Source organism: Lacticaseibacillus chiayiensis (assembly GCF_004123795.1).
Taxonomy (GTDB): domain Bacteria; phylum Bacillota; class Bacilli; order Lactobacillales; family Lactobacillaceae; genus Lacticaseibacillus; species Lacticaseibacillus chiayiensis.
The window spans coordinates 35,362-48,841 of record NZ_MSSM01000018.1; the positions used below are offsets into that span (position 1 = coordinate 35,362).

The window sequence follows — 13,480 nt, forward strand, 5'->3', positions numbered from 1 at the left end:
ACGTATTCATAGACGATCACAATGGCCGGGTCAAAACCCGGGAAGTGCGAAAACTACGGTAACGGTGATCCCGTCCTTAGGTTTATTTTAACAGGAATCGCAAGCCGAAAAAAGCAAACGGATTCAGATTAGGTAAATTTTATGTCAGTATAGCCGCTTGATTGAAAACAAGCTCTGCTTTTAAAATACAAGTAACTCTGTTAAACTGGCATAACGAGAAAATGGAATAGCAGTGCTGCGAGGGCATTGCGATGAATAAGGAGCGTTCATGGAACCAGCTGTTAAATATCGTCTCATCCATCAAGATAAGCATAGCGGTGCCCGTTTGGGTGAATTAATCACGCCACACGGGACTTTCCCGACGCCCATGTTTATGCCGGTAGGGACGCAGGCAAGCGTTAAAACGATGGCACCGGAGGAACTAGATACGATGGGTGCCACCGTTATTTTAGCCAACACGTACCATCTGTGGTTGCGTCCGGGACCAGAGCTAATTGAAGAAGCCGGTGGGTTGCACCGGTTTATGAACTGGCAAAAAGGTATTTTGACTGACTCAGGCGGTTTTCAGGTCTTTTCACTCGCCGACACTCGGCATATCACGGAAGACGGCGTTACGTTCAAGAACCATCTTAACGGGGCGAAAATGTTTTTGTCACCGGAAAAAGCCATCGCCATTGAAAATGCGCTGGGTCCTGATATCATGATGAGCTTGGATGAGTGTCCGCCATTTTTTGAAAGTTACGATTACGTCAAAAAAAGTGTGGCGCGAACCAGTCGTTGGGCTGAGCGAGGGCTAAAAGCCCATAAGAATCCGGATTGGCAGGCGTTGTTTGGTATTGTTCAAGGGGCAGGTTTCCGCGATCTGCGCGAACAAAGTGCTAAGGATTTGGTCAGCATGGATTTTCCCGGCTATTCAATTGGCGGATTGTCAGTCGGCGAATCCAAAGAGGAAATGAATCACGTTTTAGACTTCACAACGCCATTGCTGCCACAGGATAAACCACGTTACCTGATGGGTGTGGGTTCGGCGGATGCGCTCATTGACGGCGCATTGCGCGGCATTGATATGTTTGACTGCGTTTTGCCAACGCGGATCGCTCGCAACGGCACCTGCATGACCAGTCGCGGTCGCCTTGTTATCAAAAACGCGAAGTATGCCCATGATTTTGGCCCGCTCGACCCTAATTGTGATTGCTATGCATGCCGCAATTACAGTCGCGCCTATATCCGCCATCTGATTCACGTTGGCGAAGCGTTTGGCATTCGATTGACGACTTATCACAACCTGTACTTCCTGTTACACTTGATGCAGCAGGTTCGCGAGGCCATTGCGAATGATGACCTCTTAGCTTTCCGCGAAGACTTTTTTGAGGCTTATGGCTATAACAAGGCCAAGGCAAAGAATTTCTAGTTTATTGGAGCACAACGCGAAATTCTGTTACACTATTGGTTGACAAACTAAAAATAAGAGGTGCCTAATTTGGGAAATGGTAATTTTTCAATGATCATTCTGATCGTTTTCTTCATCGCGTTCATGTATTTCTTCATGATCCGACCGCAAAAAAAGCAACAGCAAAAGCGTCAGGAAATGCTGAACCAGTTGAAAAAAGGCGATCCGATCGTGACGATTGGCGGCTTGCACGGCGTAATTGATTCGATTGACCAGCAAGCAGGGACAGTTGTGATTGATTCTGATGGTATTTATCTGACATTCAATTTAAGCGCGGTTCGCGGTGTAGCTTCTCGTCCTGCAACACCGGCGCCGGCAGCCAAGACGGAAGAAACTGTCAATACCGACGAACAGCGGGCAGCCAAAGACGACGCTAATGCCACGACATCAGAAGCTGATAGCCAAGCAACTGCAGCCGACGACACGGCTTCGGAAGCAGACAATAAACAGAATTAGTCAGCAATTCATTGTTGAATCAAATAAAGGGTGGCGTTTGCCAGCCTTTTTTTCGTGCTCAATTTAACGATTACCAGTGATTTAAAAGCGCCAAGTTCAAAAAAATACAAAATGAAAAGAGCTTTTAATCCTTATCATTTCGCCAATGTCAGTGAGCAAGCAAATTTTTCGTGAAAAAGTTCACCAAAATTGTTTACAAATTCACATGAATCGGTTATGATCTTCTTGTGAAATGGTTAACAAAAATTCTGCGAAATGCTTGGAGGTAAGCTCATGCTTAAGAATACCGCGAAAACTGCTACTGAAGTTGATGTGAAGCAAATGATCGACGAACTGGTTGCCAATGCGCACTCAGCTTTGAAGATTATGAAAACCTTTGATCAAGAAAAGATCGATCACATCGTTCATCGGATGGCGATTGCCGGGTTGGATCATCATATGGAATTGGCAAAACTCGCCGTTGATGAAACCGGCCGTGGGGTTTGGGAAGATAAAGCCATCAAGAATATGTTTGCCACCGAAGAAATCTGGCATTCAATTAAGAACAATAAGACGGTTGGCGTGATCAATGAAGATAAGCAACGCGGTTTGGTATCAATTGCCGAACCAATCGGGGTTATTGCCGGGGTAACACCAGTGACGAATCCGACTTCTACCACAATCTTCAAATCCGAAATCTCAATCAAAACCCGTAATCCGATTATTTTCGCCTTCCACCCGGGTGCCCAAAAGTCTTCAGCGCGTGCGCTGGAAGTCATCCGTGAAGAAGCTGAGAAAGCCGGCTTGCCAAAAGGTGCTTTACAGTATATTCCGGTACCAAGCATGGAAGCGACTAAGACACTGATGGATCATCCTGGCGTGGCAACGATCTTGGCAACAGGCGGCCCAGGCATGGTTAAGTCCGCTTATTCTTCTGGCAAGCCTGCTTTAGGGGTTGGCCCAGGGAATGCTCCAGCTTATATCGAAGCCAGCGCCAATATCAAACAAGCAGTCAATGACTTGGTACTTTCCAAGAGCTTTGACAATGGGATGATCTGTGCATCCGAACAAGGCGCGATTGTTGATTCCAGCATTTACGATGCCGTGAAGAAAGAATTCAAAGCCCAAGGCGCCTATTTTGTCCAACCTAAGGACATGAAGAAGTTTGAAAGCACCGTGATCAACCTTGAAAAGCAAAGCGTCAACCCGCGCATTGTCGGTCAAAGTCCTAAGCAAATTGCTGAGTGGGCCGGTATTCAAATTCCAGAAGGTACCACGATTCTGATTGCTGAGCTCAAAGGCGTTGGGGCGAAGTATCCACTTTCCCGTGAAAAACTGAGTCCGGTGTTGGCTATGGTCAAAGCTGATGGGCATGAAGATGCCTTCAAGAAATGCGAAACCATGTTGGACATTGGCGGGTTAGGGCACACGGCGGTTATTCATACGGCCGATGAAGACCTAGCTTTGAAGTTTGCCGATACCATGCAGGCTTGCCGGATCTTGATCAACACACCATCTTCTGTCGGCGGGATCGGGGATCTTTATAACGAAATGATTCCTAGTCTGACACTGGGCTGCGGTTCTTACGGCGGCAACTCGATTTCGCACAATGTGGGGACGGTTGACTTGCTGAATATCAAGACCATGGCAAAGCGGCGCAACAACATGCAATGGATGAAGTTACCGCCAAAGATTTATTTTGAAAAAAACTCAGTTCGCTATCTGGAACACATGGAGGGCATTAAGCGGGCGTTCATCGTTGCTGACCGCAGCATGGAAAAGCTGGGTTTCGTGAAGATTATTGAAGATGTGCTCGCACGCCGGGAAAACCCGGTTCAGGTGCAAACGTTCGTTGATGTTGAACCTGATCCATCAACCGATACCGTTTTCAAGGGGACCGATATCATGCGTTCATTCGGTCCAGATACTGTGATTGCGATCGGCGGCGGCTCGGTTATGGATGCTGCCAAGGGTATGTGCTTATTCAATGATGCTGGAGATGCCGACTTCTTTGGCGCCAAGCAAAAGTTTCTGGATATTCGTAAGCGGACTTACACTTTCCCGAAACTGAATAAGACCAAACTGGTTTGCATCCCGACAACTTCCGGTACCGGTTCTGAGGTGACCCCATTTGCGGTTATCACGGATTCCAAAGCCGGTATCAAGTATCCCTTAGCCGATTATGCGCTGACCCCAGATATCGCGATTGTGGACAGTCAATTCATCGAATCCGTCCCGCCAGTGGTTGTGGCTGATTCGGGTATTGACGTTCTCTGCCACGCCACCGAAAGTTATGTTTCCACCATGGCAACGCACTATACCAAGGGCCTGAGTCTTGAAGCCATCAAGCTGGTATTTGAAAACCTTGAAAAGAGCTATCACGGCGACATCGCTGCGAAATCCAAGATGCATGATGCTTCAACCATTGCAGGGATGGCCTTTGCCAATGCATTGTTGGGAATTAACCACAGTATTGCCCACAAGATTGGTCAGGCATTCCATCTGCCTCATGGACGCTGCATCGCGATTACCATGCCACACGTGATCCGCTTCAACGCCAGCCAGCCGAAGAAGCGCGCTATCTGGGCTAAGTACAGTTACTTCCGCGCTAACGAAGATTATGCAGAAATCGCCCGTTATCTTGGTCTGCCAGGTAAAACCACTGATGAACTGGTAGAAAGCTATGTTCAGGCCTTTATTAAACTAGCACACAGTGTCGACATCAAGTTGAGTCTGAAGGATCAAGGCGTCAAGAAAGCCGATCTAGATAAACAAGTTGATCGACTTGCCGAACTTGCTTACGAAGACAACTGCACGGTCACCAATCCGCAAGAACCGTTAATCAGTGATTTGAAGCACATCATTCTCGATGAATACGAAGGCACGGAATCGACTTTCTAGGCGAGCATATGCTAAGCATTTCACGATAGTCGGCAATGGTTCATTAGTTTAACCTTTTGTGCCGATCACCTAAAACACGTCATGAAATTGACGTGTTTTTTTGTGCAACTCATGGCATAATGTAGTACAGCGATTGCAAATTAAAAGTAAGGACGTAAAATGACACCGAATAAAGAAGATTATCTTAAGTTAATTTTTGAGATCGGCGGTGACACCGAACTGGTCTCTAATAAGCAAATAGTTGCGGGAATGCATGTTTCTGCTGCCTCGGTCAGTGAGATGATCAATAAACTGGGTGAAGAAAAACTGGTGGCGCACACACCTTATCAGGGGATCCAGTTGACATCGGCAGGCCGGAAAAAAGCGGCTATTTTAGTGCGCAATCATCGTCTTTGGGAAGTGTTTTTAGTTAAGTGCCTGAAGTATTCGCCGGATGCTGTTCATCAAGAGGCGGAAAAACTTGAGCATGCGTTGACACCGGAGATGGCTAAGCGGCTGTCCGCGATGTTGGGTAATCCTGAATACTGTCCCCACGGTGGGGTGATTCCGGATGCGGAAGGCCACTATATCCAGCAGAGTCGGGTCACTTTGGGTGCAATGGAGGTCGGCCAACGCGGTCATATCGAACGGCTCATCGATGAAGTTTCGTTAATAGATTATACCGTCAAAATTGATCTGAGACTTGACGATGCGTTTACCGTGACCGGTAAAAATGCCGGTACGGTGATCATTAAATTGGATCGAACAGGAAAAGAATTGACGGTCGATGCCGATCGCGCTGCTCATATATTTGTTGAATTGTAATTAGGTTTTGAGAAAGCAGGGTCGTATACATGCCAGAAGAATCACGCGCTGTGATCATTATTTTTGGAGGGTCAGGGGATTTAGCTTCGCGTAAACTTTATCCCGCATTGTTTAATCTTTATCGCCGCGGCGTGTTGGCTGAACATTTTGCCGTGATCGGGACTGCCCGACGACCATGGAGCGATGAGCATTACCATGAGGTGGTTGAAACAGCGATCGCCGGGCTTAACCCGGATCCTGCGCAAGCACATGCGTTTGCCCAACACTTCTTTTATCAAAGCCATGATGTCACCGATGCGGGCCATTACATCACGCTGAAAAATCTGGCGGCTAAGTTGGACGATCAGTTTGCAATAGGTGGCAATCGGGTCTTTTACATGGCGATGGCGCCGGACTTTTTTGAAACCATTGCCAGTCATCTCAAGTCTGAGCATTTGTTGACGGATGCCGGTTTTAATCGGCTCATTATCGAAAAACCGTTTGGCCACGATTACGCCAGCGCCAAGACACTGAATGATTCGCTGACGGCAACGTTTGCTGATGATCAGATCTTCCGGATTGATCATTACTTAGGCAAAGAAATGATTCAGAATCTTTTGGCGTTTCGGTTTGATAATACGATTTTTGAAGGTATCTGGAATAAGAAGTATATTGACAACATTCAGATTACTTTGGCGGAAGCGGTCGGTGTTGAGGAACGGGCCGGCTATTATGAAAAAGCCGGTGCGTTGCGAGACATGGTGCAAAACCACGTGATGCAGGTGCTGTCTTATCTAACCATGGGGAAGCCGAAATTCTTTACGACCAATGATATTTTGGCGGAAAAGGATAAGGTGTTTGCCGCATTGAAGCCGTATGATCTAGCAACGGCGAAAGCCAACTTTGTACGTGCTCAGTACACGGGGGCTGAAGTCGATGGAAAAACCGTTCGGGGCTACCGTGAGGAAGAAGGCGTGGCAGATGATTCGCAAACCGCGACATTTGTGGCCGGAAAAATTATGTTGGACATGCCGCAATGGCAAGGCGTCCCGATTTATATTCGCACCGGTAAGCGTCTGACCCGCAAATCGACGCAGCTGACACTGACCTTCAAGCCAGTCGCTGCGCCGTTGTTTGGTCAATCCGCGACAAGCAAGCCGGACACCTTGACTATTTATATCGAGCCAAGTGAAGGCTATTCACTACAGCTCAATGGCAAGGCGTTGGGAACTGGCCTTACCATTGAGCCGGATGAATTACGTTACCGTCACGATCCAGAGGCGGCAGCTGCAGCACCGGAGGCCTATGAACGGTTGATTAACAATGTGTTGGAAGGCGATCAGACCAACTTTACCCATTGGTCCGAATTGTCGGCTTCGTGGCACTTCATTGATGCCATTCAGGCTGCGTGGTCGCAAGATCCGAACATGCCGACGTATCCGGCCGCAACCATGGGACCACAGGCAGCATTTGATTTACTGGCACGTGACGGCCGCGAATGGTTCTGGCAGCCGCATCGTGTTCAAATGGCAGATTAAGACTAATTTGCAGTGAGAAGGGACTGTGGCCGAAGAAAGGCTATGGCCTCTTTTTTGAGCGTGAACCGGCGCGGTCAGAAGCCGGAGCATAAGTGGCCTCTCGCTAAATGGCTGGGCCTTAGCCATTTAGGCGAGAGGTCCTTATGTGCAGGCTTTTGCGCCGGTGAGCGCGTTATAGATGAGCGTGAGCCAGCCTGGTTAGAAACCGGAGTGTAAGAGGCTTTGGGCGATTCTGCGCCAGCGAACGCGTTATAGAAAGCAACACTCAGCCGGGCTTATTCGTCCAACATAGAAAACATCCCATCCCATACACCAACCATAGCCAAGTATGCACAAGCGCTTTTCAATCACGGTAAGGAGGGGCATATGGCACTCTTTGAATTGCCTTTACAAAATGATACGTCTCGAAAAATTATCCATCTCGATATGGATGCTTTTTACGCCTCGATTGAAATGCGCGATGATCCACGACTGCGACGCAAAGCTTTGGTGATTGCCCGCGATCCGCGCACGACCGGCGGAAAAGGCGTCGTGACGACAGCTAATTATGTTGCTCGGCGCTATGGTGTGCACTCGGCCATGCCGGCTAATGAGGCGCTGCAACTGGTGCCGCGATCGGAACTGGTGTTTAAAACACCAGACTTTCCTAAATACAAAGCTGTCTCAGCCCAAATTCATGCCTTGTTTCATCAAGTTACTGACTTGATTGAACCAGTTGCGTTTGACGAGGCATATCTGGATGTGACAGCCAATCATGCTTTTTCCAGTACTATTGCGCTGGCCTTATGGTTGCAGGATCAAATCAGTCAGGTCACACAACTAACCAGTTCCATTGGTATTTCCTACAATAAATTCATTGCCAAACAGGCGTCTGACTATAACAAGCCCAACGGCCGGACTGTTGTGTTGCCGGAACAGGCATTGCTGTTTTTGGATCGTTTGCCGATTAAGCAATTTCGCGGTGTCGGGAAAAAGACGCTGCCGAAATTAACGGATTTAGGCGTGACCGATGGCAAAACGTTACGTGCGTTATCGCAAGATCAGCTACTGGGCATGTTTGGCAAGATGGGTTTTGTCTTATACCAACATGCCCGTGGCGTCGATAATCGCCCGGTGGCAGTGCGAACCGCTAAATCGATTGGCAAGGAACGAACGTATGGGACACCGCTGACTGACGACACAAGTGTTCAGGCCCAGCTTCACAAACTGGCGGGGCTCGTTGTCACCTCATTGAATCAAAAAGGCATGCATGGCAAGACTGTTGTCCTTAAAGTTCGGGATGTTGATTTTGTCACGCAGACAAAACGCTTAACCCAAGATCATTATTTTGAAAATAAACAGGATATTTTTGCGGCTGCTTGGCAACTTTGGCAAAGCGTTAAGCTGCCGAAGTTAGCGATTCGCTTGCTGGGAATTACCGTAACCGCCTTGGATCCAAAACAGTATGAAAATATTGATTTACCACTGGGATAAGGATTGGAGTGGCGTTCATTGCCATGCCGCTGGCGGTCGAATGCTACTGTTTTCATACTGTCATAGTACAGTTAAAGCTATGGTATACTAACGATAGATTGCAATGGGGTGATGGTATGGCAACAAAGCATGAACAGATTCTGGATTACATTGCGAATTTAGCGGTCGGCAAGAAGATCTCGGTTCGATCAATTGCTAAACATTTGAAGGTAAGCGAAGGTACTGCCTATCGGGCGATTAAGGAAGCTGAGAATACCGGTTTCGTTTCCACGATTGCCCGGGTCGGAACGATACGAATCGAGCAAAAACCGTTAAATCCAATTGAATCCGTCACGTTTAAGACGCTAGTTGATTTGATTGATGCTAATGTTTTAGGCGGTCATGCCGGCATGGATAAGAAGCTTGATAAATTCGTGATTGGCGCGATGACACCAGCTGCCATGCGGCCATATATTACGCGTAATTCATTGCTGATTGTCGGAAATCGTGAAGATGTTCAGCGGTTAGCGCTCGAAGATGGTGCTGCCGTGTTGATCACTGGTGGTTTTGAAACCAGTCCGGCGATTATTGCCTTGGCCGATAATCAGCAGTTGCCAGTGTTACAGACCGCCTATGATACGTTCACGGTGGCGACAATGATCAATCGGGCGCTGTCCGATCAGGCGATTAAACAGGACATTTTAACAGTTGCCGCGATTTATACGCCACTTTCCCAGATTGAAACAATCGGCGTCGAAGCTACCGTGGGCGATTACCTGGCGATGACGGATCCGCATTATCCGTTACCGGTCATCACCCGCAACGGTCGCCTGGTCGGATTGATGCGCCCGGCTTTGGTAGCTGGTAAAAAGCCGACTGTGCCGATCGAGCGGTTAATGCAAAAAGACCCACAAACTGTGAAGCCATATCTGAGTGTTACCACAGTCGGGCACACGATGCAGGATAACGGTATGAATGCGATGCCAGTGGTCGACGACAGTTGGAATCTACTCGGAATTGTGACGCGCAATGCAGTCTTTTCCAGTTTGACCGGGATTGCGCATAGTCGAGAATTGTCCAATACCATTGCGGACCAAGTTAGTGCCCAATTGACGGCGATTACGCCGCAAAAGCCGTACGGTGGCGGGTTTGAACTCAAAACGGTGCCGGCGATGACCAATGCGTTGGGGACGATGAGTTTTGGAGTTCTTGCCGAAGCCATTAATAGCTGCACCACAAGGTATCTCCATGCCAGCGGTCGGCGAAATGTGTTGGTTGAAGGTGTGAATCTGACCACCTTCCGCCCTGTACAACTGGAAAGTATTGTGACCGTTTTGTTGCGGGTACTTGAACTGACACGCCATGATGCCACCGTTGATGTCGATGTCCTCAGTGATGGGGTTCAGGTAGCTAAAGCTGTTGTCACCTGTCAGCTATTAGAAAGGAATTGATCAAACATGATTCAAACCGATATTATCAACGCCATTAAGGCCAATAATCCCATTATTATTCACCGGCACGTTAACCCTGATCCGGATGCGTTGGGGTCCCAGGTTGGTTTGGCAGAAGCTATTCGCGCGGGTTTGCCGGACAAGCAGGTTTATCAAGTCGGCAGCGATACCGGAAATTTAAGCTGGTTAGCGCAGGAACAAACCATCAGCGATGATGTTTATAAGGATGCATTGGTGATTGTGACCGATACAGCTGACACACCGCGGATTTCGGATACGCGCTTTAATCAAGGAAAAATGCTGATTAAAATTGACCATCACCCTAACGATGATGCATACGGTGATCTTACCTGGGTCGATAACAATGCTAGTTCGGCATCCGAGCTTATTTATGATCTTATCGCTGTCAGCGAAGGTACGTTAAAATTATCGGATCAAGCGGCACGAATGCTTTATGCTGGCATTGTCGGTGATACCGGCCGATTCCTTTTTAACAACACGACGCCGCATACATTGCAAGTAGCCGCTGAGCTTATTAAAAAAGATTTTGACCCAACCGCGATTAACAATCGGATGAATACGGTCACGTTGGCGCAAGCCCGACTGCAAGGGTACGTGATTGACCATTTGAAGATCAGTCCTGCCGGGGCAGCGAGCGTCATCGTGCCACGCACTGCCATTGAAGATCGGAAATTAGCGGACGATCAGGTGAGTGCCGTGGTCGGAACCCCCGGTCGGCTTGACATTGTTGTCGCCTGGGCTGAATTTATCGAACAGACAGAAGGCGGTTACCGGGTTCATTTGCGCTCTAAGGGACCTATTATCAATGCATTGGCAAAAGCGCACAATGGCGGGGGGCATCCCTTGGCCAGCGGTGCCAAAGCCGCTAATTTTGACGAGGTGATTCAAATCGAAACGCAACTTGATCAATTGGTCAAAGACTATTCAACTTCGGGAAAGTAGGCATTATGGAGAATCAATTTAAACAATACCAAATCAAGCCGTTCGTGATCGCAGGCCTGGATGCTATGGGGATCACGCAGCCGACGCCGATTCAAAAAAAGGTGATTCCGGCCCTGTTGCGCGGGGAGAATCTTGTGGGTCAGAGTCAGACAGGCAGCGGGAAAACCCACGCCTTTTTGGTACCGTTGCTTAGCATGGTCGATCCTGAACAAGATGCAACCCAGGTGGTCATCACGGCACCTTCCCGTGAGCTGGCCAATCAGATTTATGCGGTTGCCCAACAATTGACCCAAACGGAACCGGCTATTCGGATTAGTCGGTTAGTCGGTGGGATGGACAAGCAAAAGCAGATTGACAAACTGCAGCATCGTCAGCCACATGTTGCCATTGGCACACCGGGGCGGATTCTAGACATGATAAAACGTTATGACCTAGTGCCGGCTTCGGTTCGTCATTTTGTCGTTGATGAAGCAGATATGACGTTGGACATGGGTTTTCTTGAGACTGTCGATGCGATTGCGTCCAGTTTTCCGGAAAATTTGCAGATGGCCGTTTTTTCCGCCACCATTCCCCAAAAGCTCGAGCCGTTCCTGCGTAAATACATGCACCACCCCACGATGATTGAACTCAAACCACAGTCCGTCATTGCCGACACTGTTGAGAATATCCTGATTGCTGCTAAAGGGCAGGATAAAAACGAACTGATTTACCAGCTTGTCACGATGGGCCATCCATTTCTGGTGTTGATTTTTGCCAATACCAAAACCAGCGTTGATGCGATTCATGATTACCTGAAACATCAAGGGTTGAAAGTTGCCAAGATTCATGGTGGCGTCCAACCGCGTGAACGCCGGCGCATCATGAAAGAGGTGGCCGATCTTAAATATCAATATGTGGTTGCGACTGATTTGGCTGCGCGTGGGATTGATATCAAAGGGGTTTCGATGGTAATTAATGCCGAGATTCCGCGGGATTTGGAGTTCTTTATTCACCGCGTGGGGCGGACCGGACGAAACGGCATGGCCGGTACGGCGATCACGCTTTATGAACCGGGTCAAGAAGACCAGGTCGCCGAGTTAGAGCATATGGGCATCAAGTTTGAGCCTAAGACCCTACACAAAGGCGAACTGGTTGACACGTATGACCGGAATCGGCGAGTTCACCGTAAGCCTAAGCAGGAGGAAACGAGTCTGGCCATGCGCGGTTTAGTCAAAAAAGCCAAGCAGAAGCATATGCCAAACTATCGTAAGAAAATTCGCACCGCCGCTTTACTGGAACGCAAACGGAATGCCAAAGTTGCTCGTCGCGAAGCCTTATTAGCCGAGAAACGTAAAAACCGCAAACGAGGATAAAAATATGGCCGTAAACGAGTTGACGCTGCCGACATGGAATACTCTGAATGAAAAACGACAACGCTTTATTTTTCAACAGCTGATCCGCTATTTCTTGAGCCCCTTGCTGACAGTCGATGCGATTCGCCCAGTGACGGCTACGTTTTATGGCCAGACGCTTCACACTTTTGAAGCGATGATCGGTGGTGAATGGGTGCGGCTGGTTCCGGGTATGGCAAATGTCAGCCTGGGATTCGTCACGAATCATCAAGAAGAGTTGGCCCCTTATTTGACGCAAAGTGGTTTGACTTTGGCTGACATCCAACAGCTGCTTTCACCGATTAGAAAAACCGACATGCCTGCTATGTTGGTCGCAACAAGAGCAACACCAGCCAATGAAGAAATCTTGGGCCGGGTTAGTTTGACAACCCGAATTTTCAAGGGCAATCATATGGCGTACGCGGCAATTCGGGCACAGGTATTGACGTTGCTGGATCGCCACGGCAGTCTTGACCCGTTTTCGCAAACTGGATGGCCGGCTACCCTGACGAGCGGCAGCGTCAAGTTGCGATTGGCCAGTGCGCATCATTATCAGGTCAGCATCGTCAAATCGTGGCGTAAGGCTGATTTGAGCAAGTCACTGAGCTATTTTGGCTTTCGCCTGCCTACCCAGGATCAATATGAGTATCTGCAAAGTGGCGGTAACCTAAGCCTGTTTCCATTCGGCAATACGTTGCCACTGGAAATGCCGCGATACTTGCCTAACCGATTTGGCTTGACCATACCGGTTAAACGAACCGGTAGTGAGCTGATTGTCGAAGACTTGCAAAAAAGTACGGCATTACCGGCCCAGCCGACTGCTAAAGAAGCGCTGGCACTGTCGCCGTTTTATCAGGTTTCAGGAGAGGCAGATATGGCATTGGCCGTATATCGTCGCGTTGCACCGATTACGGTGAACTAAACGCCCAATCATCATGCTATGCAGATGGTTTTACTAGTCGAAAACGCAGCAAGTTCAAGCTCCTCTTACCGAAGTGAGTTGACCCCATTTTTCAAGAAAGCTATAATAAACAATCGTTAGGACATGCGTCGATCCCTGTGTGAGACAGAAATAACCGCATTGGCTGAGAGCGGTTGCGCCAGGCTAAGATGTGCTCCCTGATATCAGTTGAACGA

The 13,480-nt window shown here is 48.5% G+C and carries 10 protein-coding genes; all 10 read left to right on the forward strand.

The features are described 5' to 3' along the window. Positions 1-268: 268 nt before the first annotated feature. Positions 269-1,411, forward strand: a complete 1,143-nt coding sequence (gene tgt / locus BVJ53_RS07860; protein WP_129301938.1) for a tRNA guanosine(34) transglycosylase Tgt — start codon at positions 269-271, stop codon at positions 1,409-1,411. A 90-nt stretch (positions 1,412-1,501) separates the two neighbouring features. After that, positions 1,502-1,906, forward strand: a complete 405-nt coding sequence (yajC, locus tag BVJ53_RS07865) for a preprotein translocase subunit YajC (protein WP_129301959.1) — start codon at positions 1,502-1,504, stop codon at positions 1,904-1,906. A gap of 273 nt (positions 1,907-2,179) precedes the next feature. Beyond that, positions 2,180-4,786, forward strand: coding sequence for a bifunctional acetaldehyde-CoA/alcohol dehydrogenase (gene adhE, locus BVJ53_RS07870; RefSeq protein ID WP_129301939.1), 2,607 nt, complete (start codon positions 2,180-2,182; stop codon positions 4,784-4,786). A 159-nt stretch (positions 4,787-4,945) separates the two neighbouring features. Beyond that, entirely contained in the window at positions 4,946-5,590 is a 645-nt protein-coding gene (locus BVJ53_RS07875; RefSeq protein WP_129301940.1) for a metal-dependent transcriptional regulator, read from the forward strand. A gap of 29 nt (positions 5,591-5,619) precedes the next feature. Next, positions 5,620-7,107 carry a glucose-6-phosphate dehydrogenase gene (zwf, locus tag BVJ53_RS07880; protein WP_129301941.1) on the forward strand — a complete coding sequence of 496 codons (1,488 nt, stop codon included), beginning with the start codon at positions 5,620-5,622 and terminating at the stop codon, positions 7,105-7,107. 366 nt (positions 7,108-7,473) lie between these two features. Continuing rightward, positions 7,474-8,580, forward strand: coding sequence for a DNA polymerase IV (gene dinB / locus BVJ53_RS07890; RefSeq protein WP_129301942.1), 1,107 nt, complete (start codon positions 7,474-7,476; stop codon positions 8,578-8,580). Between the two features lie 116 nt (positions 8,581-8,696). Next, on the forward strand, positions 8,697-10,010 hold the full coding sequence (locus tag BVJ53_RS07895; protein ID WP_129301943.1) for a DRTGG domain-containing protein: 1,314 nt from the start codon (positions 8,697-8,699) through the stop codon (positions 10,008-10,010). 6 nt (positions 10,011-10,016) lie between these two features. Continuing rightward, positions 10,017-10,973, forward strand: a complete 957-nt coding sequence (locus BVJ53_RS07900; protein WP_129301944.1) for a DHH family phosphoesterase — start codon at positions 10,017-10,019, stop codon at positions 10,971-10,973. A gap of 5 nt (positions 10,974-10,978) precedes the next feature. Further along, positions 10,979-12,325, forward strand: coding sequence for a DEAD/DEAH box helicase (locus BVJ53_RS07905; RefSeq protein WP_129301945.1), 1,347 nt, complete (start codon positions 10,979-10,981; stop codon positions 12,323-12,325). 4 nt (positions 12,326-12,329) lie between these two features. After that, positions 12,330-13,265 (forward strand): hypothetical protein, encoded by a 936-nt coding sequence (locus BVJ53_RS07910; RefSeq protein WP_129301946.1) that lies wholly within the window; start codon positions 12,330-12,332, stop codon positions 13,263-13,265. Positions 13,266-13,480: the final 215 nt, after the last annotated feature.

Coding starts and splice junctions, on each gene's coding strand:
- BVJ53_RS07875 (WP_129301940.1), top strand. CDS start 4,946: ATGACACCGAATAAAGAAGATTATCTTAAGTTAATTTTTGAGATCGGC.
- BVJ53_RS07895 (WP_129301943.1), top strand. CDS start 8,697: ATGGCAACAAAGCATGAACAGATTCTGGATTACATTGCGAATTTAGCG.
- BVJ53_RS07900 (WP_129301944.1), top strand. CDS start 10,017: ATGATTCAAACCGATATTATCAACGCCATTAAGGCCAATAATCCCATT.
- BVJ53_RS07905 (WP_129301945.1), top strand. CDS start 10,979: ATGGAGAATCAATTTAAACAATACCAAATCAAGCCGTTCGTGATCGCA.
- BVJ53_RS07910 (WP_129301946.1), top strand. CDS start 12,330: ATGGCCGTAAACGAGTTGACGCTGCCGACATGGAATACTCTGAATGAA.
- dinB (WP_129301942.1), top strand. CDS start 7,474: ATGGCACTCTTTGAATTGCCTTTACAAAATGATACGTCTCGAAAAATT.
- adhE (WP_129301939.1), top strand. CDS start 2,180: ATGCTTAAGAATACCGCGAAAACTGCTACTGAAGTTGATGTGAAGCAA.
- tgt (WP_129301938.1), top strand. CDS start 269: ATGGAACCAGCTGTTAAATATCGTCTCATCCATCAAGATAAGCATAGC.
- zwf (WP_129301941.1), top strand. CDS start 5,620: ATGCCAGAAGAATCACGCGCTGTGATCATTATTTTTGGAGGGTCAGGG.
- yajC (WP_129301959.1), top strand. CDS start 1,502: ATGATCATTCTGATCGTTTTCTTCATCGCGTTCATGTATTTCTTCATG.